The 23,279-nt window shown below is 43.9% G+C and carries 19 protein-coding genes; 18 read left to right on the top strand and 1 reads right to left on the bottom strand.

The window, feature by feature from the left end:
- Positions 1–14 precede the first annotated feature (14 nt).
- From truA to trpA, 11 genes are all read left to right on the top strand, one after another.
- Positions 15–767, top strand: a complete 753-nt coding sequence (gene truA / locus D6855_RS04210) for a tRNA pseudouridine(38-40) synthase TruA (RefSeq protein WP_120738394.1) — start codon at positions 15–17, stop codon at positions 765–767.
- A 54-nt stretch (positions 768–821) separates the two neighbouring features.
- A complete protein-coding gene (locus D6855_RS04205; RefSeq protein ID WP_120738392.1) occupies positions 822–2,426 on the top strand; it encodes a DUF5722 domain-containing protein in 1,605 nt (534 codons plus the stop codon).
- Between the two features lie 8 nt (positions 2,427–2,434).
- Positions 2,435–4,153 (top strand): ArnT family glycosyltransferase, encoded by a 1,719-nt coding sequence (locus tag D6855_RS04200; protein WP_120738390.1) that lies wholly within the window; start codon positions 2,435–2,437, stop codon positions 4,151–4,153.
- Positions 4,154–4,289: 136 nt separating this feature from the next.
- Positions 4,290–4,970, top strand: a complete 681-nt coding sequence (locus tag D6855_RS04195) for a hypothetical protein (RefSeq protein ID WP_120738388.1) — start codon at positions 4,290–4,292, stop codon at positions 4,968–4,970.
- Between the two features lie 81 nt (positions 4,971–5,051).
- Entirely contained in the window at positions 5,052–5,900 is an 849-nt protein-coding gene (locus D6855_RS04190) for a patatin-like phospholipase family protein (RefSeq protein ID WP_120738386.1), read from the top strand.
- Between the two features lie 19 nt (positions 5,901–5,919).
- On the top strand, positions 5,920–7,986 hold the full coding sequence (locus D6855_RS04185; protein WP_120738384.1) for an oxidoreductase: 2,067 nt from the start codon (positions 5,920–5,922) through the stop codon (positions 7,984–7,986).
- Positions 7,987–8,417: 431 nt separating this feature from the next.
- Positions 8,418–9,440: an anthranilate phosphoribosyltransferase gene (gene trpD / locus D6855_RS04180; RefSeq protein ID WP_120738382.1), complete on the top strand. Its 1,023-nt coding sequence runs from the start codon at positions 8,418–8,420 to the stop codon at positions 9,438–9,440.
- A 10-nt stretch (positions 9,441–9,450) separates the two neighbouring features.
- Entirely contained in the window at positions 9,451–10,233 is a 783-nt protein-coding gene (gene trpC, locus D6855_RS04175; protein WP_120738380.1) for an indole-3-glycerol phosphate synthase TrpC, read from the top strand.
- Between the two features lie 26 nt (positions 10,234–10,259).
- Positions 10,260–10,892 carry a phosphoribosylanthranilate isomerase gene (locus D6855_RS04170; RefSeq protein ID WP_120738378.1) on the top strand — a complete coding sequence of 211 codons (633 nt, stop codon included), beginning with the start codon at positions 10,260–10,262 and terminating at the stop codon, positions 10,890–10,892.
- A gap of 3 nt (positions 10,893–10,895) precedes the next feature.
- Positions 10,896–12,095, top strand: coding sequence for a tryptophan synthase subunit beta (gene trpB, locus D6855_RS04165; protein WP_120738376.1), 1,200 nt, complete (start codon positions 10,896–10,898; stop codon positions 12,093–12,095).
- On the top strand, positions 12,095–12,865 hold the full coding sequence (trpA, locus tag D6855_RS04160; RefSeq protein WP_120738374.1) for a tryptophan synthase subunit alpha: 771 nt from the start codon (positions 12,095–12,097) through the stop codon (positions 12,863–12,865). The genes trpB and trpA overlap by 1 nt, the downstream gene beginning before the upstream one ends.
- A 100-nt stretch (positions 12,866–12,965) precedes the next feature.
- Here the strand turns inward: trpA and D6855_RS04155 are convergent, their stop codons facing one another.
- A complete protein-coding gene (locus D6855_RS04155; RefSeq protein WP_120738372.1) occupies positions 12,966–14,999 on the bottom strand; it encodes a methyl-accepting chemotaxis protein in 2,034 nt (677 codons plus the stop codon).
- A gap of 516 nt (positions 15,000–15,515) precedes the next feature.
- Here D6855_RS04155 and D6855_RS04150 point away from each other — a divergent pair.
- From D6855_RS04150 to D6855_RS04120, 7 genes are all read left to right on the top strand, one after another.
- On the top strand, positions 15,516–15,944 hold the full coding sequence (locus D6855_RS04150; protein WP_158589464.1) for a MarR family winged helix-turn-helix transcriptional regulator: 429 nt from the start codon (positions 15,516–15,518) through the stop codon (positions 15,942–15,944).
- Positions 15,945–16,021: 77 nt separating this feature from the next.
- Positions 16,022–17,425, top strand: coding sequence for an MATE family efflux transporter (locus D6855_RS04145; protein WP_120739139.1), 1,404 nt, complete (start codon positions 16,022–16,024; stop codon positions 17,423–17,425).
- A 682-nt stretch (positions 17,426–18,107) separates the two neighbouring features.
- Positions 18,108–19,205: a redox-regulated ATPase YchF gene (gene ychF, locus D6855_RS04140; protein ID WP_120738368.1), complete on the top strand. Its 1,098-nt coding sequence runs from the start codon at positions 18,108–18,110 to the stop codon at positions 19,203–19,205.
- 39 nt (positions 19,206–19,244) lie between these two features.
- Positions 19,245–20,114 (top strand): prolipoprotein diacylglyceryl transferase, encoded by an 870-nt coding sequence (gene lgt / locus D6855_RS04135; protein WP_120738366.1) that lies wholly within the window; start codon positions 19,245–19,247, stop codon positions 20,112–20,114.
- Between the two features lie 11 nt (positions 20,115–20,125).
- Positions 20,126–21,517 (top strand): shikimate kinase, encoded by a 1,392-nt coding sequence (locus tag D6855_RS04130; RefSeq protein ID WP_120738364.1) that lies wholly within the window; start codon positions 20,126–20,128, stop codon positions 21,515–21,517.
- Positions 21,514–22,203 (top strand): epoxyqueuosine reductase QueH, encoded by a 690-nt coding sequence (locus D6855_RS04125; protein WP_120738362.1) that lies wholly within the window; start codon positions 21,514–21,516, stop codon positions 22,201–22,203. Before D6855_RS04130 ends, D6855_RS04125 begins: the two co-directional genes overlap by 4 nt.
- Positions 22,204–22,240: 37 nt before the next feature.
- Positions 22,241–23,269, top strand: a complete 1,029-nt coding sequence (locus D6855_RS04120; protein ID WP_158589463.1) for a zinc ribbon domain-containing protein — start codon at positions 22,241–22,243, stop codon at positions 23,267–23,269.
- Positions 23,270–23,279: the final 10 nt, after the last annotated feature.

Here is a 23,279-nt window from a genome sequence, read left to right as displayed (position 1 = left end):
GAGATTGACAGGATATGAAGCGAAACTATAAGTTTATCATCAGCTATGACGGAACAAGATACTATGGATGGGAGCGACAGCCTGGCAAGGACATGACTATTCAGGGTAAGCTTGAAGCGGTCTTAAATAAGATGACAAATGCTCCGGAGAGCGAACCTGTAAACCTTAACGGTTCAGGGCGCACAGACGCGGGAGTTCATGCAAGGGCCATGACAGCAAACGCAGTCCTTGATACGGATATGTCCGAGGAGGAGATACAGAGCTACATGAATCAGTATCTCCCGGAAGATATCTCTGTTAATGAGGTGAGGATCTGCTCTGAAAGGTTCCATGCAAGGTACAACGCTCTTGGCAAGACCTACAGATACACCTGCTGGTATGGCACTGCCAAGCCTGTATTTGACAGGAAGTACGTGACCATCCTTGATCAGAAGCCTGACACTGAGGCTATGAAGAAGGCTGCGACGTACCTTATAGGAACCCATGATTTTAAGAGCTTTTGTGGTAACAACAAGATGAAGAAGTCCACAGTAAGATGCGTCGATACCATCAATATTGAAGAGAACGGATCTTATATAAGGCTTTACTTCCATGGCAACGGATTTCTTCAGAACATGGTCAGGATCCTTACGGGGACCCTTCTTGAAGTTGGCTTTGGAAACATAAGACCGGAAGAGGTCAAGGATATCTTAGAGGCCTGTGACAGACAGAAGGCAGGTCCTACCGCGCCTCCGCAGGGTCTGGCCCTGATGAAGGTTGATTATTAATCGCTTTTTCGATACAATTAAAGATACTACTATTTTATGAAATGAGGGTTATTAATGAAAAGAACATTCTTTGCATCACTTAAAATGGCCGCTGTGCTCACTGCAGCTGTTATAAGTGTATTTTCTTTTGCGCCTTTAAAGGCTAATGCAGCCGGACTTGGCGCTGTTACTATCAACTCAGTATCTATCGCAGGTGATAGTGTAGTAGTAAACATTTCTGCTTCAGACCTTCCGGCAAGTGACGATGGTCTGTACTATCTTTTCGCAGAAAAGCCCTATCAGGGAGCACCAGCAGGTGCGCCAGTGGCTCAGGCTCCAATAAGCGCCGGCCTCAACATGAGTGTACCTCTTGGCTATCAGACAGCAAACTGCCACCTCTATGACAAGTTCCAGGTAGCAGTCAAGCAGGGCGGTAACTTTGTATCCGTTGCAGGAGCCAAGTACATCACCAACCCTGAAGCTCTGGCATCAGGATCACCAGCAAGGAAAAACAACGGTAAAAAGGGTCTTATCCTTGACGGAGCCAAGATCGGAAACGGCAACACAGAGTCTGTTCAGCTTGGCGTAAAGCAGGGTGCATATAACATCAACATCACAGACATCATCGGTGGTAACGGGGCTGTTCAGTATGGCTACAATGGCAAGACTTATCACTTTGATTCATCCAAGCTTAGCCAGTATGACCACTGTGTAAGAACCAGCACCAATCAGGGAATGGGCATGACAATGGTCCTTCTTAATCCCCGTGCAGGTGGAAAAGAGTTCATGATCTCACCTACTGCAAGAGGCGGACATTCCAACTACTATCTGATGAACACTTCAGATGATCAGGGTCTTGAGAATCTTGAGGCTGTAGTATCATTCCTTGCAATGAGATATAACGGCAAGAATGGCTGTGGCCAGGTTGATAACTGGGTTATCGCCAACGAAGTAAATGCCAAGAATATCTGGAACTATTCAGCTGTAACAGATGAGATGACATACGCTCAGCTTTATTCAGATTCATTAAGAGTCTGCTATAACGCCATCAAGAGCAGAAACGCCAACGCTTATGTCTGCATAAGCCTTGACCAGAACTGGACTCATATTCATAACGGATCATATTACTCAGCAAGAAGCATGCTGGAAGCAATCAACGCATGCATCTCAGCTCAGGGCAACATCGACTGGGCAGTTGCTGAGCATCCATATAACTATCCAATGACCTGGACAAGCTTCTGGACACCTAAGAACGCAGCAATGGTAAGACATGACGCAAACACACCATACCTTACCATGGAGAATATCGAGGTTCTTACAGATTTCCTGAGCCAGCCAGCATTCCTTAATACCAAGGGCGGAGTAAGACCAGTCCTTCTTACAGAGGTTGGTTACACTTCAACTCAGGGCGAGGAAGCCCAGGCTGCAGCTATTGTTTACGCATATCAGAGATGCGTGACCAATCAGCACATCAAACTCATTGCATTTAACAGACAGACAGATTATCCTGTAGAAGTAGCACAGGGTCTTTCTGTTGGACTTACTCATCAGAATGGCGCAAGAAAGCTTGCTTTTGAATTCTACCAGCAGATGGACGGACCAAATGCCGGTGCATATATTAACAGAGCGGCGTCCTACATGGGCATCACAGACTGGAACGGCGCAATGCATGCAAGATAGGATACAATATGCGACTTATTGATTACTACAACTATATAGCTACGGCTGCCTACATCCTTTTGGGTGTGGCAGCCTTATATTTTTATGTTTTCAGGAAAAAGAAAAATCCCTTTCATCTAAGTGATGGAGCAGCAGGATTTCTTTTTGCCCTGATCATGCTTGTGGCTGCAATTCTGCGACTGTATAAGCTTGGGGAAGTTCCTCTTGGCCTTCAGCAGGACGAGGCATCCATCGGATATGAGGCTTACATCCTTGCCAAATTCGGAATAGACAGAAACGGATATCACTTCCCGGTCTACCCGATAACCTGGGGATGCGGCGGCGGAAGCCCCCTGCTTATCTATCTGAACGTAGTATCAATTTCTCTTTTTGGAACCGGCATAACAAAGCTCAGGATGATACCTGCAGTATGTGGGATACTTACGGTATTTCTTTTCTACCTGACCTTAAGACTTGGATTTGAGAAAAAGAGCTATCGCAACGAAGCATCAGTTCTTGGCGCAGCATTTCTTGCTATCTGCCCATGGCATGTGATCCTCTCAAGGTGGAGCCTTGACAGCAACATCATGCCCTTTAGCCTGATGCTGGCGGTGTATCTGTTTTTGCTTGGAGCAAAAAAACAGAGTACCTTAGTATATTGCCTCAGTGCAGCAGCTTTTTCCCTTTGTATGTACAGCTACGGCGCAGCAACCATCGTGATCCCTATAGTGCTGGTCCTCATGGCGCTTTACAGCCTTGCAATAAAGGCGCTGTCTCCAAAGCAGCTAGTGGCTTCAATCATCACTTTCGTGGTGGTATTTTTGCCGCTTTTAATATTCTATGCAGTTAATTATTTGGGACTTCCTGAGATCATCACGAATGTAATTACCTTTAACAGGTTTACATCAGCCAGATCCGGAGAAGCCTTTGTGGCTTTGGGAGAAGGCTCAGGTGCACACATCCTTGCAAACCTTAAGTCCATGCTCCTTGCTGTGAGCATTGGTGATGAGAATCATACTATTGCACACTACTACAAGGGCTATGCTTCCCTGTTTGAGTTCACTTTCCCTATAACACTTCTGGGATTTGTGATAGGTGTTCTGGAGCTCTTTACCAGCATAAACAATAAGGTTGATACCATGGGCAGGACCCTTAACGCCATGTTCATCAGCGTCACTATAGGAAGCGTGATCCTGGATCTGATGATACTTCCTGATATTCAGAGGCTTGTCATGCTCTTTATCCCTATGATCTACTTCTTTGTAAAGGGTGGAGCTTTCATCTTTGATAATCTTGGAAAGGTTGGAGCAGTGGTTCTTACAGTGGTACTGCTGGCTGGAGGAGTCTCTTTTACCAAAGACTATTTCACAGATTATAACCACTGGGCAGTGAGTATCTTCATGCCAGGCTACGGAGATGCCATCAAGAGAGCCTATGAGATCGCAGGCGACGACAGGACCATACATTCCACCTACGACGGCCTCTCAGCCCCCTTCATGCTTGCTCTTTACTACACCGAGTATGATCCAGACCGCTTCATCAGTACTGTTAAGTACAAGGATGAGACTGCAGAGTTCAGGATTGCTGAAAGTTTTGGCAACTTTATTTTTGAGCTCCCATCTGATCTTGGTTCAGGGAAATACGATGGCGATGTGTTCGTTGTATCAAGCGCTGACAGAGAGCTGTTCCCGGATATCGGCTTGTATACTGTAGAAGAATTTGGTGGGTACCACGTGCTCTACAGGTAGTTTCTAAACAGAATGGTACCTTTCTTAAAAGACCATTAAAAGTGCTGTTTCCCTATGGAAAACGGCACTTTTTTCTTCGATAATGATTAATGTAACGAAGCAAAAGTTACTAAAAATTTTGTCGGAGGAGATGGCTATGAAGAAAAGATTTTTTTCCATTCTTATCGCTTTGGGGATGATTCTTTCAGTCTTTTATTTTGAATCCGACATAGTTCCAGCTACAATAGCATACGCAGAAAATGAGGTAAGTACTGACATTACTATCGACGATGAGTACCTGATCCCTGATGGAATGGGGTTCTTTACATATTACGTAGTTGTGGCAACCAATACCACAGGCAGCGATATCAAGATCAGCGCTGATTTTCTTGCAAAGGATAAGAGCGGAACAGTTTTAAGGAGAGTCAACGACTACTCAGATGCTGTAAAGAACGGCCAGCAGTTCATCCTTTATGGACAGTTTGCAACTGAAGCAGTGAAAAGAGCTGCAAGCTTTGAGTATGTTTACAACACCGCTCCTACAGATAAGTGCGCATACTCACATGTTTCTGTAAATGCTCAGAAAAATGACGGCCTTGTAGAGCTGTCTGCAACCAACTATTCCAAGTATGATGTACAGGGAGTAGGAGTTCGCACCATCTTCCTTAAGAATGGCAAGCCAGTAGCTTTTGATACAGTAAATATCGCTGATGTAGGAACAGCCTTCCACGGCGGAAGCACCAACTACCAAGTGGTTGGCATGAACGTATCTGACTACGATGATGTGGTAGTGACCTATACCTCAGTTTCAAACATTCCTCTTCCAGAGGATATCTAAGTAAAATGCTTATAAAGCGCCCTTAACGGGGCGCTTTTTTTGTTATATAATTGATAATAGCGAGTTTACAGGGGAGATAGTATGAGAAAAGGGCTTGTAATGGAGGGCGGAGCAATGCGCGGGATGTTTACCTGCGGCATTTTGGACGTCCTTATGGAAAACGATATTTCTTTTGACGTGGCTGTTGGAGTTTCGGCGGGAGCCACATTTGGCTGCAACATCAAGTCAGGCCAGAAGGGAAGAGCTCTTCGCTACAACAAGAAGTACTGCTCCGATAAGAGGTATCACAGCGTAAGGTCTCTTCTTCTTACAGGAGACATCTACAACGTATCTTTCTGCTACGATGAACTTCCATACCATCTCGATAAGTGGGATATCAAGTCATTTAAGGAAAACCCAATGGAGTTCTACTGCGTGGCCACTGACCTTAAGACGGGAGACCCTGTTTACCACAGATGCGTGGACGGAGAAAAAGAGGATATCACCTGGATACAGGCTTCGGCTTCTATGCCACTGGTTTCAAGGCCTGTTGAGATTGACGGCGGTGTATACCTTGACGGCGGGATATCTGATTCAATTCCTCTTAAGTTCATGGAGGGAAAAGAGTGCGGCAGGATCCTTGTGATTGAGACCCAGCCCATAGACTACGTCAAGGGTAAGCAGAAATTCATGGGACTTGCAAGGGTGATGCTTCGTAAGTATCCTGCGATGATAAAGTGCATGCAGGAGCGCTATCTTATGTACAACGACGAGAAGCGCTATGTAAGAAACAGAGAAAATGAGGGCAGGGTTTTTGTTCTAAGACCCAAGGCACCCCTTAATATAAGTGCAATAGAAAAAGATCCAAATGAGCTTGAGAGGGTTTATCAGCTTGGAAGAGAAGCTGCAACAGAAAACCTTGATAAGCTCATAGAATACTTAAAAGACTAATTGTGGGAGATTACGGCAAATGGACCAGAGTTTACAGTCATTATTTACACCATGGAAGATAGGTAACCTTGAGATCAAGAACAGGATCGTACTGACATCCATGGGTGGAACAGATCTTTTTGGATGGATGGAAAAGAACCACTTTGACAAGGCGGGAGCTGAGTTTATCTTAAAGGTTGCCAAGAACAACGCAGGTCTTGTGCTTCCTGGATGTCAGCCAGTCTATAATCCTATGTTTGGACAGTGGCTTTACACCAACAAGAAGATGTATCAGGAGCTGGCGCAGTGGATGCCTGAGTTCCACAAGACTGGAGCTAAGCTCTTTGTGCAGCTTACAGCTGGCTTTGGAAGATCCTTTACCATCAGCAGCATGATGGAGAAACTCTATACTAACGGAGCACTTCGCGTTCTTAGTAAGCCATTTATGGATCTTGATAAGATCACTGCTTCAGCCAGCCCATCACCTAACAGATGGTCTGATAAGGTACCATCCAGAGAGATGACTGTAAAAGAGATCAGGGAGTTCGTAGAAGCTTTCGGTAAGAGTGCAAAGCTCCTTAAGGAAGCTGGTGTTGACGGCGTTGAGGTTCACGCTGTTCATGAGGGATATCTTCTTGACCAGTTCACTCTTCCTTACGTCAACAAGAGAACAGACGAATACGGCGGATCTTTTGAGAACAGATACCGCTTTGCAGTAGAGATAGTTCAGGAAATCAAGAAGCAGTGCGGAAGCGATTTCCCTGTTTCTCTTAGATACAGTGTCATCAGTAAGACCAAGGGAATGAGGCAGGGAGCCCTTCCTGGAGAGGATTACGTTGAGGCAGGAAGAGACTTTGAGGAGTCAGTTAAGGCAGCGCAGTATCTTAAGGATGCTGGCTACGATATGCTCAACTGCGACAACGGAACCTATGATGCATGGTACTGGGCTCATCCACCAATCTATATGCCTGAGAACTGCAACCTTCAGGATGTAATAAACCTCCGCAAGCAGGTAGATGTTCCTGTTGTCTGTGCGGGAAGAATGGATCCAAGAGTAGCAGCAGATGCTATTTCCAAGGGAGAGATCGACGGCGCAGGCTTTGCAAGGCCATTCCTTGCAGACACTGAGTGGGTTACCAAGCTCATGGAAGACAAGGAAGAGGATATCAGACCTTGTATCCTCTGCCACAACGGCTGCTTTAACATGTGCCACTACAAGGGAGTTCCTAATGATCAGGCACTTTCTGATTCACTTCACCTTGCACGCTGCGCAGTTAATGCTGAGACCATGCAGACTGACAAGCACTTCATAGAAAAGGCCAAGCACCCTAAGACTATCCATATCGTAGGCGGCGGTATTGGCGGAATGGAGACAGCAAGAGTTCTTAAGCTCAGGGGCCACAACCCTGTTATCTACGAAAAGAGCGGAGAGCTTGGAGGAACCTTTATTGCAGCCAGTGCTGAGTCCTACAAGGGTAAGCTTCGTGACCTTCTTGCCTGGTACAGAAGACAGATGGAAGTACTTGGCATTGAGGTGCACCTTAATACAGAGATTGAAGATCCTAGAAAGTTTGGAAGAAAGAGCGATATCGTTATTGCTACAGGCTCTAAGCCAAGGATCCTTAAAAATGTTCCAGGACATGAGAAGATGATAGAGGCCTGTGAGTTCCTAAGGGGCGCAGAGGTTGGCAATACAGTAGCTGTTATCGGCGGTGGCCTTACAGGCTGTGAGATAGCATACGAGCTGGCTCTTATGGGCAAGAACCCGGTTATCGTAGAGATGAAGGATGACCTTGTTTCACAGACAGGAGTATGTCTTGCTAATAGCTCATACCTTCGCGAGTACTTTGCTCTTCATAAGACTCCAGTCTACCTTGAGACCCGTCTTAAGGAGGTTAAGGACGGCTCCATCATCTGCACAGACAAGGATGGAAAAGAGATCGAGATAGCCTGCGACAGCGTAATAAGCTCCGCAGGATACGTTCCTGATCCGGTTATCAGGGATAATGACAGGACCAGCAACATGGACTTTGTTGGTGACTGCAAGCAGATCGGAAACCTTCGCTCAGTAATCTGGAGAGCATATGAAGTTGCCATGAGACTTTAAATAATAAGGGACAGCAGAAATTTTCTGTTGTCCCATTTTTTTATTGACATGCCCTTTGGCAGATGGTATGATTTCACTAATTTAATACTTCAAACCGTTGAAGCGGAGATAAAGTTTATGATGCCCACACAGAGAGCCTGGTTAGCTGAGAACAGGTTGGAAACAAGTATTCAAATGGACCGCTGAGGGTGCAGGGAACAGCTCTTTTTCCAAGGCTTAGTATTCTGCAACGGAAGACTCCCGTTAGTAGTCGGGGATATGAAGGTATCCTATAAGAGCACGGGTCAAACCGTGAAGGCAAGGTGGCACCGCGGATAGTGTCGTACCAAACAGTACGTATTCGTCCTTGACAGAAATAGTAGACTTTTCTGTCAAGGTTTTTTTATACCTAAAAACCTCTGGCAGAGCCCACAATCAGGAGGAGAACAGACATGATCAAAGAAGCAATCGTAAAAATCGTAAACAAGGAAGACCTGACCTACGACGAGGCCTACAGCGTAATGAATGAGATCATGAGTGGCGAAACAAGCCAGACTCAGAACGCTGCATTCCTGGCAGCTCTTTCCACAAAGAGCGCAAGGGCAGAGACAACAGATGAGATCGCAGGATGTGCTGCAGCCATGAGAGACCACGCAACCAAGGTAGAGACTGGAATGGACATCTTTGAGATCGTTGGAACAGGCGGAGACAACGCAGGAAGCTTTAACATCTCAACAACATCAGCTTTAGTTGCAGCAGCTGGCGGAATGAAGGTTGCCAAGCATGGAAACAGAGCAGCTTCTTCAAAGTGCGGAACTGCTGACTGCCTTGAGGCTCTTGGAGTAAACATCCAGCAGAGCCCTGAGAGATGCGTAGAGCTTCTCAAGGAAGCTGGCATGTGCTTCTTCTTTGCACAGAAGTATCACACCTCAATGAAGTACGTAGGAGCCATCAGAAAGGAGCTGGGCTTTAGGACAGTGTTCAACATCCTTGGACCACTTACTAACCCGGGCTCTCCCAAGATGCAGCTTCTTGGAGTATATGACGAGTACCTTGTTGAGCCACTGGCTCAGGTTCTTGTAAGCCTTGGCGTTAAGAGAGGAATGGTTGTCTATGGAATGGACAAGCTTGATGAGATCTCTCTTAGCTCAAACACCAAGATCTGCGAGATCCAGGACGGATGGTACAAAACCTACACAATTTCTCCTGAGGACTTTGGATTTAAGAAGTGCGAAAAGAGCGATCTTGTTGGCGGAACTCCAGAGGAGAACGCCAAGATCACACTGGACATCTTAAAGGGTGCCAAGGGACCAAAGAGAGATGCAGTTCTTTTGAACGCTGGTGCTTCTCTTTACATCGGAGGCAAGGCTGAGAGCTTTGCAAAGGGCATTGAGCTTGCAGCAGAGCTTATTGATTCAGGAAAGGCCCTTGAAGTTTTGAATAAGGTAATTGAAGTAAGTAACAGACCAGAGTAAGGAATTTATTATGACAATACTTGACGAGATAGCAGGCGTTGCAAGGCAGCGAGTAGCCGTAGCAAAAGAAAAGGTATCATTAGAGGAAGTTAAGGGAAAGGCACTTGGAATGCCAAAGGGCGACTTTGGGTTTGAGAATGCACTTAAGAAGGACGAGATCTCTTTTATCTGCGAATGCAAAAAGGCTTCACCCTCAAAGGGGCTTATAGCTGAGGATTTCCCATATCTTGAGATCGCAAGGCAGTACGAGGCGGCAGGAGCTGACTGCATTTCAGTCTTGACTGAACCAAAGTATTTCCTTGGATCAGATGAGTACCTTAAGGAAATCGCAGAGGAGGTTAGTATCCCATGCATCCGCAAGGACTTCGTTGTAGATGAGTACATGATCTATGAGGCTAAGGTTCTTGGTGCCAGCTGCGTACTACTCATCTGTTCTATATTGTCAGATACTCAGCTTAAGGATTACATAGCAATATGCGACGAGCTTGGACTTTCTGCTCTTGTAGAAGCCCACGATGAAAAAGAGATACAGATGGCCCTAAATGCCGGCGCAAGAATGATAGGTGTCAACAATCGAAACCTCAAGGATTTTACAGTTGATACTGACAATTCCAAAAAGCTAAGAGCACTGATCCCATCAGATGTGATCTTTGTTTCCGAGAGCGGAGTTAAGGGAAGGAGCGACGTAGAGGCGCTACTTAAAATTGGCGCCGATGCGGTTTTAGTAGGTGAGACCCTTATGAGAGCAGCTGATAAGAAACAGAAATTATCAGAGCTTAAGGGTCTTGCCTAAGGGGGAATTTTGCCCGGGAGACCTTTATGACACAGGTTAAGTTATGCGGCCTTACAAGGCCTGAGGATGTACAAATTGCAAATGAATTAAAGCCTGAGTTTATCGGCTTTGTGTTTTGGGAAAAGAGCAAAAGAAACGTATCAAGGGAAACAGCCCAGAAGCTTAAGAAAGCTCTTTTACCTGATATAAAGGCCGTGGGAGTATTCGTCAATGAAGAGGTTTTAGTGGTTGCGGGGCTCTTAAATGATGGCATTATCGATGTGGCGCAGCTTCATGGAACAGAGGACGGCGAGTATATTGGAAGACTGAGGGAGCTGGCACCGGGAAAAGAGATCATCAAGGCGGTCCAGATAAAGGGTAAGGATGATCTTCTGGAGCTAAAGAGTAAGCCTTCGGATGAAGCTCTTTTGCCAGATTACTATCTACTGGATTCAGGAACAGGAACCGGAAGGGCGTTTAACTGGGATCTTATAAAGAGTATTGAGATCCCGAGACCGTTTTTCCTGGCTGGAGGCCTGGACCCTGACAATGTCAGCACGGCCATAGATTATGTGAAGCCTATGGCGGTTGATGTAAGTTCAGGAATTGAGACGGACGGCGTAAAAGACCCGGACAAAATGAGAGCATTTGTAGGAAACGTAAGGAAGATTGAGGAGTAAATTATGACTAACAAGAATGGAAGATTTGGTGTTCACGGCGGACAGTACATTCCAGAGACACTGATGAATGCAGTAATAGAGCTGGAAGAGGCCTATAACCACTACAAGAATGACCCTGAGTTTAATAAGGAGCTTCAGACCCTCTTTAATGAGTACGCGGGAAGACCATCTCTTTTGTACTATGCAGAAAAGATGACTAAGGACCTGGGCGGAGCCAAGATCTACTTAAAGAGAGAGGATCTTAACCACACAGGATCTCACAAGATAAATAATGTTTTAGGACAGGCGCTTCTTGCCAAGAAGATGGGTAAGACAAGGCTCATTGCTGAAACAGGAGCCGGCCAGCACGGCGTTGCCACAGCTACAGCTGCAGCTCTTATGGGCATGGAGTGCGTGGTGTTCATGGGCGAAGAGGATACCAAGAGACAGGCTCTTAACGTGTACAGAATGGAGCTTCTTGGAGCTAAGGTTGTGCCTGTAAAGACCGGAACTGCTACCCTTAAGGACGCAGTATCTGAGGCCATGAGAGAGTGGACAAACAGAATAAGCGACACTCATTACTGCCTTGGATCAGTTATGGGACCTCATCCATTTCCAACTATCGTAAGAGATTTCCAGGCTGTTATCTCCAAGGAGATCAAAGAGCAGATCCTTGAGAAAGAGGGAAGACTTCCTGATGCTGTTATTGCCTGCGTTGGAGGCGGATCAAATGCCATCGGAAGCTTCTACAATTTCATAGGAGATGAGAGCGTTAAGCTCATTGGATGCGAGGCTGCAGGCCGCGGAATAGATACCTTTGAGACAGCAGCTACCATCAATACCGGACGCCTTGGAATCTTCCACGGGATGAAGTCCTATTTCTGCCAGGATAAGTATGGTCAGATCGCTCCTGTTTACTCAATATCTGCAGGACTTGATTATCCTGGAATCGGACCTGAGCACGCAAACCTCCACGATACCGGAAGAGCACAGTACGTGCCAGTAACTGACGACGAGGCGGTTGAGGCCTTTGAGTATCTTTCAAGGACAGAAGGCATCATTCCTGCTATCGAGTCTGCCCACGCAGTAGCTCATGCCATGAAGATCGCGCCTAAGATGGATAAGGATGAGATCATCGTTATCACCATTTCTGGACGTGGCGACAAGGACTGCGCAGCTATCGCAAGATACAAGGGCGTTACATATGTTGGGGAGGACGAGTGATGAGCAATATTAAAAAAGCTTTTGAAAATGGCAAGGCATTCATTGCCTTTATAACATGCGGAGACCCGGATCTTGAGACAACCAAGAAGGCTGTCATTGAAATGGCCAATAATGGCGCTGACCTTATTGAGCTTGGAATCCCTTTTTCAGACCCTACAGCTGAAGGACCAGTTATTCAGGGAGCAAACCTTCGCGCACTTACTGGAGGGGTGACAACAGATAAGATCTTTGACATGGTAAGAGACCTTAGAAACGAGGTTTCTATCCCAATGGTATTTATGACTTATGCAAACGTTGTTTACTCCTACGATGCAGATGTATTTATAAAGACCTGCAGCGAGATAGGAATTGACGGACTTATCCTTCCTGACCTTCCATTTGAGGAGAAAGAGGAGTTTGATGATATCTGCCATAAGTACGGCGTTGATCTGGTTTCACTTATAGCACCAACATCAGAGAACAGGATAGCAATGATAGCAAAAGAGGCTGAAGGCTTTATCTACGTTGTATCAAGCCTTGGAGTTACAGGAACAAGAACAGAGATAACAACAGATCTTGGATCAATCGTAAAGGCCATCCGTGAGAACACAGATGTTCCATGTGCTATCGGCTTTGGAATTTCAACTCCTGAGCAGGCAAAGAAGATGGCAGATGTATCAGACGGAGCTATTGTAGGCTCAGCCATCATCAAGATCATTGAGAAGTACGGAAGAGAGTGCCCTAAGTATGTGGGTGAATATGTTAAGAGCATGAAAGAGGCCATGGCCTGACGTGACATGACATGACAGATAGTTTTTAGAAAATAAAAAACCGGCAAAGATTAAGTTCTTTGCCGGTTTTATTTATATCATTATATTGATATGTGACATGTTATGACTGGAAGAATTCCATTTCCTTATTGAGCTGTTCTGCGATGTCCTTAAGTCCCTGAGCTGATCCAGCAAGGGTAGTAACTGTAGCAGAGAGCTCCTGCATGGAAGCACCTGTCTCCTCTGAAGAAGCAGCGTTCTCTTCGGAAATAGCTGACAGAGCACTCATTGTATCAACAACGGCGTTCTTACTTGATTCACAGGTATCAGCGCCCTGAGAAATGAGCTGTACACCACCAACTGTGCTTCCGATATCACCAAGCATTCCGTTAACAGCATCAAGTGTTTCGCCAAGAGCGATCTGCTGATCGTTGTTGCCCTGCTTAACGTCTTCAGCTGCCTGAACTGCGGCTTTGGACTGTTCAAGAAGAACATCCATCTCTTTTCTGATATCATCAGCCATCTGCTTGGAATCATCAGCAAGCTTGCCGATCTCTTCCGCAACGACTGCGAATCCTTTTCCTGCTTCGCCGGCTCTTGCAGCCTCGATGGAAGCGTTAAGTGAAAGGAGGTTGGTCTGTGTTGCGATAGAAGCAATACCTTCAACCTTATCGTTGATATTTGTAACCGCATCCTGTGTAGCGGAGATAGTACGTGAGATCTCATCGATCTTAGCAGTCATCTCAGATGAAGAATCCTGAAGGGATGCAAGAGAGGAACTTGAAATCTCGGAAGCTTCCTTCATCTTGTTTGCAAGATCTGAAAGGCTGCCAGTTGAATTCTGCACATCGCCTACAGCATCGCCGATTCTTCCAACGTTCTCAGATGCGCTCTGGATCTCGTCAGCCTGCTGAGTAGCACCAGATGCGATTTCCTGCACTGCATTTGATACGTCCTCTGCTGTCTGTGAGATCTGATTAGCCATATCAGAGAGTTCCTCTGAAGACTCGCCAACACTTGAAGCAGATGCTTTGATATTTGCAACGATGCCGCTTAACTTATCAAGAACGGTATTGGTGCTGCTGATCATGAGACCATACTCATCTTTTCTGTTTGTCATCTTATCAATCTTGCGGAAACGACCTTCTGCCAGGTGAGCAAGGGCTTCACAAACAACATTGATAGGAGCTGTGAAAGCTCTGCCTACAATCAGTGCGATAATAGCTACTATAATTGCCATTACGACGCCGATTGCGATAACTATCATAGCTGCCTGTCTTGAAGTGCTGAGGATTACGTTAGAATCTGTTGCTGCACATACAGTAAACTGAGTATTAGGCTCTTTTACATAAGCAACATAAGCATTGTAGCCCTTACCTGTGTCTACATTGTAGAAACCTTTATCAAGGCCGGATGTCATGAACTCGGAATTTTCTCTGTTGTCCTCTTCATGTTCGCCCTGTCCGATCTTGTACTGGGAATGAGCTGCAACAAGACCAGTTCTGTCACAAATGAAGGCATCCTTTGACTCTCCTGCAAGGAAGTCGTGAAGAGCATTCATGTTGTAGTTTCTCTGAACGATACCGTATACATTGCCGGATCCATCAGTTACAGGAGCTGCGAAGGTAACCTGACGGCTTCCTGTAGAAGCACTGATGATAACGTCAGACATATAAGGCTGGCCACTCATGGCCTGTTTGAAATATTCTCTCTCGTGAACGTCAACGAGCTTACCGCCGTCTGTTCTAAAGAGCTGCATACCATCTGCTCCGGTGAGGGTGGTAGCATTTCCGTCATTAAGAACGTTATCTACACTCTGAAGGGTCTGCATGATGACATCGTCACCGATTCCTGATTCAGGTGCTGTGATATAAGCGATAATAGTTGGGTTTTCACCTACCTGACGGATCAGGTTCATATTTTGCTCAACCAGAGACTGGAAGGATGCACCGATGTACTGGGTCTGCCATTCCAGAGATTCCTGAGCATCTGAAAGAGCTTTTCTTGTGGAAGTTACATAACTTACGATGATAGCGATTACGAGAGGAATGATAGCTATTGCCAGTAAAAGAGCGATGATCTGGTTCTTAACGCTGTTCATACCCCTTACTTTTGTAGTACTTTTTGCATTCTGTTCTTTGGTTTTCTTTGCCATAACACGCCTCCATATTATTGTTTTATGAAGAAATCACATATAATTATTATAGCGTAATGCTTGGAAAAAAGATTATATTATGTCGTAATATTATAAATTTTTAATAATTTAAGTTCTGAAATACATTAATTAGGTAATTAGTGTTTTTACAAATCCGTCCTGACATGGTAATATATAACCTGCCATGCTAGGGCTATTTTGTGGTTTAGAAAACCAAGTTTTTAAAGGAGTATATATATCATGAAACTAGGAATCGTTATGTAAAGGCGGTTTTCATGTATCTCCATAAACCTTTATAAACATCGATAAAAGCCCATAAACACTGGGCTTTCTGGAATATCAACTCCCATATAATTTGTTATAGGTTTATATAATTCATTCAAAAATGGTGCCCGATTTGGTGCCCGGTCGAAAAAACTGAAATGGATAATTCGAATGTAATTATCTAAAAAACAATAGCATGCTATTGACAATAAAATGATAGCATGCTATTATTACATCATCGGAGGTGATAATTTGAAAAAGGAGCCTTGTGGAAAAATAATTAAACAAATCAGTGATGCACTTGAAACTCATATTAACAGTGCTCTTCGAGATTATGATCTTACTCAGAGCCAACTGATGCTTATGCTGACTGTGTGGAATACGGCGGAGCGTAAGCTCACTTTTAAAGAATTAGAGAGAAAACTTCGAGTTGCACAACCTACAGTCGTTGGTATTATTTCCAGACTCGAAAGCAAAGGACTTATTGAGACAATGGGTGATGCCTATGATAAAAGAATTAAGCTTGTCACCCTAACGGAATCAGGAATTGCAAAATGCCAGTTTTTCCATGATTTTATAGAAGAATCAGAGGATAAATTTTTTGAAGGCATTTCTGATGACGAGCGCCAAATTCTTAGAACACTTCTTATAAAAATCAGAAAAAATTTAATTGATAATTAGCTTGAAATTAATCTCGTCGTTTAGACGAGATTATCACTACTGAAAACGATAGCATGCTATTGAGAAAGGACGTAATTATGGAAAAGAAAAATACAACAAAAACAATTAAAAATGGCTCTATTCCTGCCACAGTATTAAAAAATACAATTCCATCGATGATAGCGATGGTTATGGTTCTTGTATATAACCTTGCGGATACATTTTTTATTAGCCAAACTCATGATGCTCTTATGGTCGCAGCGATTTCACTTGCTTCACCAATATTTATGATTTTCATTGCAATTGGAAATGTATTTGGTATAGGAGCTACAAGTTCGATATCAAGGGCACTCGGCGAAGGAAATAAAGAAAAGGCTCGAAAGATAAGTGCTTTCAGTGTATGGGGTTCTATAATAACTGGTGTTTTATTTTCAGCGTTATTACTCATTTTTATTGACCCAGTATTAAATATTATTGGGGCTAGTGAAGGAACTTGGCAGTATACAAAAGAATATCTCCAGATTATTGCCATCGCTGGACCATTCACAATTCTTTCAAGCTGCCTCTCAAATGTAATTAGAGCAGAGGGAAAAGCTACTACAGCCATGATTGGACAATTAGCCGGCAACATTTTAAATATCATTCTTGATCCAATCCTTATTATTGTACTAGGATGGAACGTAGTAGGTGCAGCAGTTGCAACAACTATATCAAGTATAATCGGAGCAATTTATTATTTAAGTTATTTTAAATGGGGTAAATCTTCTTTGAGCATTAATCCAAAGGATTTTTCTGTAAAGGAAAGAATTGCCGCTGGTGTTCTTGCAATGGGTATACCTGCTGCTCTTGGAAATTTACTAATGAGTGTTTCATCAATCCTTATCAATGGACAGATGGCAACTTACGGAGATATGGCTGTTGCTGGAATTGGAATCGCAATGAAAGTAACTATGATTACAGGAACACTATTCATTGGCTTTGGTCAGGGACTTCAACCACTTCTTGGATTTTCTGTAGGAGCTAAAGATTACAATAGATTCAAAAGCATAATGCGCTTTTCAGTTGTTCTCGCATTGATAATGAGCGTGGCTGTTACTCTAATATGCTATATATTTACAGATCAAATTGTAAGTATATTCTTAACGGATGCTGCTGCATTTGAATATGGAGTAAGTTTTGCAAGAATCATGCTTAGCACAAGCTTTCTTTTTGGAGTATTTTATGTTTTCTCCAATTCAATTCAGGCAATGGGCGCAGCATCATTTGCAATGATTATCAACATAAGTCGTCAGGGATTAATTTATATCCCAGCACTATATATTCTCCATGCTGCCTTTGGTATAAATGGTCTTGTAATGGCTCAGCCTGTAGCAGATGTCTTATCATTTGTTTTAGTCATTGTACTTTATCTAAAATCATCTAGAAGTCTTATGACAGATAGTAAAACAAACGCTACCGTTGACATTGATTTCACTAAAAATGAACCTATAGAAGAATGCTAAAGATTTTTATTTTGAACAGGTAAGCGTAATGTTTTATTATAGTTAATATAAACTTCTAAGGGGGCATTGAAATGGCACTTCATACAATTGAAAATGATAAGATAAAACTTACGGTCGAAGAGCATGGTGTAGAGTTACGAACAAAACTCCCGACTAAATAGTCGGGAGTTTCTTGTATAAAAGAACATTATGTGATTTTATTCATCGCCCCAGATTTCTACATATTTATTATAGTGAGGAATCGTTATATGAAATCCTGTTTCATGAATCTCCATAAAGAGTCATAAAACTCTATGAAACCGCATATATACTGGGCTCGTGGTCATTTGTTCTCGTATGTAACTTGTTATAAATTATTATAATTTATAGAAAAAATATTAACATTATTTCATTTGTAACAAGCTATATTGAGACCCAGGTTAGCAGATAAAAATAACAGCATCGGATAGTCAAATGTCCGGTGCTGGTTTTTTAATGCTATGCATCTATTAGCCAAAAATGAAAAAATATTGAAAATGGCTAATAGAAAGGACGCCATACAGATATTTCGAATACAATGAATCAGCACTCCGTCCCCCTGAGTCATTTTGACAGCACTAGTCTATTTCCAGGAAATGTGATAAGATGCATAAGGTTTTGAATCGTATTCGATTAATTATGTATTTTAAGGAGATATATCATCATGAAATTGGGAATCGTCGGTCTTCCTAACGTAGGAAAGAGTACACTTTTTAATTCACTTACAAACGCTGGAGCACTTGCAGCAAACTATCCATTTGCGACAATCGATCCAAACGTGGGCATTGTTGCAGTTCCGGATAAGAGACTTAAACTTCTTGGGGATTTATATAATTCCAAGAAGGTAACACCAGCAACAATAGAGTTCGTTGATATTGCGGGACTTGTTAAGGGTGCATCCAAGGGCGAAGGTCTTGGAAACCAGTTCCTTGCAAACATCCGTGAGACAGATGCAATCGTTCACGTTGTAAGATGCTTTGAGGATCCTAACGTTGTACACGTTGACGGATCAGTGGATCCTGCAAGAGATATAGAGACAATTAACCTTGAGCTTATCTTTGCTGATCTTGAGGTTTTGGAGCGCAGGATTGCCAAGGTTGCAAAGCTCGCACGTATGGACAAGAGTGCAGCAAAAGAGCTTGAGATCCTCGAGAGGATCAAGGCAACCCTTGAAGAAAACAAGATGGCAAGTGAGCTTGAAGTTGATAACGACGATGACAGAGCGTTCATTAACGGACTTGATCTTCTTACATGGAAGCCAGTTATCTACGCTGCAAACGTTAAGGATGACGACCTTGCAGATGATGGTGCCTCCAATAAATACGTAGCAGCAGTAAGAGACCTTGCTTCAAAGTCTGGATCTGAAGTATTTGTTATAAGTGCCCAGATCGAAGCTGAGATCTCAGAGCTTGACGACGATGAGAAGGCAGAGTTCCTTGAGAGCCTTGGCCTTTCAGAGTCAGGTCTTGATAAGCTCATCGCAGCAAGCTACAGAACTCTTGGACTTATGAGCTTCCTTACATCTGGTGAGGATGAGACAAGAGCATGGACCATTAAGATCGGAACCAAGGCGCCTCAGGCAGCTGGTAAGATCCACACTGACTTTGAGAGAGGATTTATCAAGGCTGAGGTCATCAACTACGAAGACCTTCTTAGAGAGGGCTCCCTTTCAGCAGCCAAGGAAAAGGGCCTTGTTCGTATGGAAGGTAAAGAGTACGTTGTTCAGGACGGCGACGTAATTCTGTTCAGATTTAACGTCTGATTTTGAAAAATCGCAAAGCGCGATGCTTGGGAGGATTTTATGCCAGATATAATGGGGAAGATGGATATAGCCTTTCCGCACCTTGGTCTATATCTTAAGGACGTACCCAAGAGCTTTTCAGTTTTTGGATTTAACATAGCCATGTACGGCGTCATCATTGGTCTTGGCTTTTTGGTAGCTCTGCTTATCATCTCAAGAGTTGCTAAGTGGACAGGCCAGACACCTGATGACTACTGGGATGTGGCGATCTACATAATCATTTTTTCAATTGTTGGGGCAAGACTTTACTACGTGTTCTTTTCCTGGGATTACTACAAGGACAACCTTCTTAGTATCTTCAACACCAGGGGAGGCGGACTTGCCATTTACGGCGGTGTTATCGCAGGATTTCTTACACTGTTTATCTACTGCAGGATCAAGAAAAAGAACTTCTTCCTGTTTGGAGATACCATCATGTTCGGCCTTGTATTTGGCCAGGTAATGGGAAGATGGGGCAACTTTACAAACAGAGAGGCTTTTGGTGAGTATACAGATTCACTCTTTGCCATGAGACTTCCAGTTGAGATGGTCCGCTCCGGAGAGATCACAGCTCTTATGAAGGAGCACATGTCAGAAGCCACCAATTATATACAGGTAAGCCCTACATTCCTGTACGAGAGCATGTGGAATATATGTCTCTTTATCCTGATGCTTCTTTACTGCAAGCACAAGAAATTTGATGGAGAGATAGTTCTTTTGTATCTTGGAGGCTATGGCCTGGGAAGAGCATGGATCGAGGCTCTTAGAACAGACCAGCTCATCATGCACACAACAGGCCTTCCAGTGTCACAGATGCTGGCTATATGCCTTGTGATATTTGCAGTTGTTACTGACGTAGTAGTTAGATTAAGGCTTAAGAAAAAAGCATAAAAAGGGGACCTATGCTAAATTATACCGACGGCAATACTACAGTTTGCGGAATCATTGGTAATCCTGTCAGGCATACCATGTCTCCGCTTATCCACAACACTTTGGCGGACATGACAGGCAATAACCTCGTCTACGTACCTTTTGAGGTACCAGAAGGCGGGCTTAAGAATGCTGTCCGCGGAGCCTATGAGCTTGGGATCAAGGGAATGAACGTAACAGTACCCTATAAGAGTGATGTCATAGCGCAGCTTAAGTATGTGGATCCGCTGGCAGAGAGCATAGGCGCCGTTAATACCCTTGTTCGTGACGAAGCCCTTAAGGGCTATCGCGGATACAATACAGACATGACAGGTCTTTACAGAGCCATGCAAAAGGAAGGCGTGGAGCTTGAGGGCGAGACTGTAGTCATCCTTGGAGCCGGGGGTGTAGCAAGGCCAACAGCTCATCTGTGTATCCAGAAGGGCGCAGCTAAGGTTTATATCCTTAACAGAACTTTAGAGAAGGCTGTTGCTATCGCCGAGGAGCTTGGGGATGAGAGAGTCATCCCAATGGATATAGCTGATTACACAGAAGTTCTTACCAGGGAAAAGAGCTTTTTCGCAATCCAGTGCACATCAGTGGGACTGTTCCCTGATGTAAACAGCGCAGTTATTGAAGATGAAGAGTTTTATCGCCATGTGAGCGCAGCTCTTGATGTTATCTATAAGCCCCTTGAGACCAAGTTCCTTAAGCTATCTAAGGCAGCTGGGGCCAAGACCTTTTCCGGTCTTAAGATGCTCCTTTACCAGGGACTGGATGCATATGAACTTTGGAATCAGGACGCAGGCATCAAGATAACTGATGAGCAGGCTGACAGAGTATACAAGTCACTTATCCTTGAAGTTACAGGTGCAAGAAACATTATCCTTGAGGGATTTATGGGAAGTGGCAAGACCACAGTGAGCGAGATCCTGGCTGATAAGCTTGACCTTGACATACTTGATACAGATAAGGCCATCGAGGAAACAGAAGGCCGCGCCATTACAGATATTTTCCGTGAGGATGGAGAGGAAGCCTTCAGGAACATGGAGACTGAGCTTCTTGATACGATTGTTTCAGACCACTGGAGAGATATGGTCATATCTCTTGGAGGCGGACTTCCAGTAAGAGAGGAGAACAGAAAGCTTCTGGCTGAGGCTGGCAAGGTGATCTACTTAAGGACTAGCCCAGAGGAAGTCTATAAGAGGATCATGGGAGACACCACGAGGCCGCTTCTTCAGACTGAGGATCCTCTTGCAAGGATCAGAGAGCTGCAGGATGCCAGATCTGAGCTTTACGAGCTTGCTGCAGATATAGTGATCGACACTGATGGAAAAGAACCTTTGGAAGTTGCCAGTGAGATCATAGATAAGTTAGGAATATGAACAAGAGAAACTATGCAAAAGAGCTTGAAAATAAAATAGAGCAGTTCCAGAAAGAGGGAGTATATCCAAAACTTCTTTTGCATGCATGCTGTGCGCCATGCTCATCCTACTGTCTTGAGTACCTCAGGCAGTACTTTGACATTACAGTTTTTTTCTATAACCCAAACATTACATCTGATGCTGAGTACCATAAGAGAGTAGAGGAAGAAAAGCGCCTCATTGCCGAGTACAACAGACAGGTCGAGGAATGCTCTTTTGACCAGATGCACTCAGATAAAAACGCCAGAAAGATCTCCATTATAGAAGGAACTTATGATCCCAAGGAGTTTTATGAGGCGGTTAAGGGCTATGAAGACTGCAAGGAAGGCGGCGAGCGATGCAGGAAGTGCTTTGAGCTACGACTTCGCGAGAGTGCCAGGGTAGCCAAAGAGCAGGGCTTTGAGTATATGACTACGACCCTTACAATCAGTCCTCTCAAGAATGCAGAGGTTTTAAATGAGGTTGGGGAAGCGGCTGCAGCTTCGGCAGGGATAGCTTTTTTGCCCTCTGACTTTAAGAAAAAGGAAGGCTATAAGAGGTCTATTGAACTGTCAAATATCTTTGGACTGTACAGACAGGACTTTTGCGGATGCAGTTTTTCCAAGGCGCAAAGGGGACTTGAAAAAGAGAGCAAAGATTTAATATAATGCAACTTGTTTATTACTTATATGAGGGAGAATGAGAATGTATTGTACTAATTGTGGGGCTGAGGTAAGTCCGGATCAGAAATTCTGTAATAAGTGTGGAGCACCGGTAATGGTAACAGCCATCAATGTGGGAGCACCAACTGAGCAGATGCCAGCAGGCACTGCACCTGTAATTGATAATACTGGAGCACCTGTACAGTTTAATCCTAATTATTCAGCACCACCAGTTGCTCCTAAAAAGAGCAAGGTATGGCCGGTTGTTGCAATAGTTATCGCAGCGCTCCTTGTTATCTCAGTAGGCACAGGTATTGCCATCAAGAAGGCTTACGACTACTTTAAGACAGCATTTGATTATGCAGAAGAGATAGAAAATATCGATGATATGGATGACCTTGATGATCTCTTAGGGGATCTTGAAGATGAATATGACATCGATTTAGATGAACTTCCACGTGATTCCTCATCATGGGGAAAGTACCTTGGAGAAGATCAGCAGGAGTTCTTTGAGGACTTTTTGGGTGAAGAATTAGACGGCGCTTATAAGGATTATGAGTATGCCTACGCTACATACTTCGACAACTATGTGTATATTTCGGGCAAGGGCGTTATAGATGATTCATCGATACTATATAGTGGCAGCACCAAGACTGTTGGAGAATTCTGTGACTATATTGATGAAGAGGTCTTAGATGATGGCTATGAGATCGACAGAGATCTTTTCTATGAGCTATTGGAGCTTCATCTGGTTGATTCAGAGCTTGTGGACAATCAGGTGGATTATTTTGAGCAGTCCATGATGTACTGCCTTACATTTGCCAGTGAGTTCAGTGACCTTGACATGGATGTTTATTATTGTATGTATGACGCTGATGAGCCAACAACCTATTTCTACGGTGTTAATGCATATGATGAGGAAGATACCTGGATCGTTGACTATTCTGAGAAGTTCCTTTATATGAATGATGGGGATACAGAGTACGATTCAGAGGGTGAATACGGTATGTTCTCAGACGATACATTGTCACTTTGGCTTTTTGCTATCGATGAGTTTTATGGAATAGAGTAAATTTGAAAAG

The sequence above is a fragment of the Butyrivibrio sp. CB08 genome (genome assembly GCF_003625485.1).
Lineage (GTDB): Bacteria > Bacillota > Clostridia > Lachnospirales > Lachnospiraceae > Butyrivibrio.
Note: the sequence above shows the minus strand (reverse complement) of the source record. Positions and strands in the feature narration are given on the sequence as shown.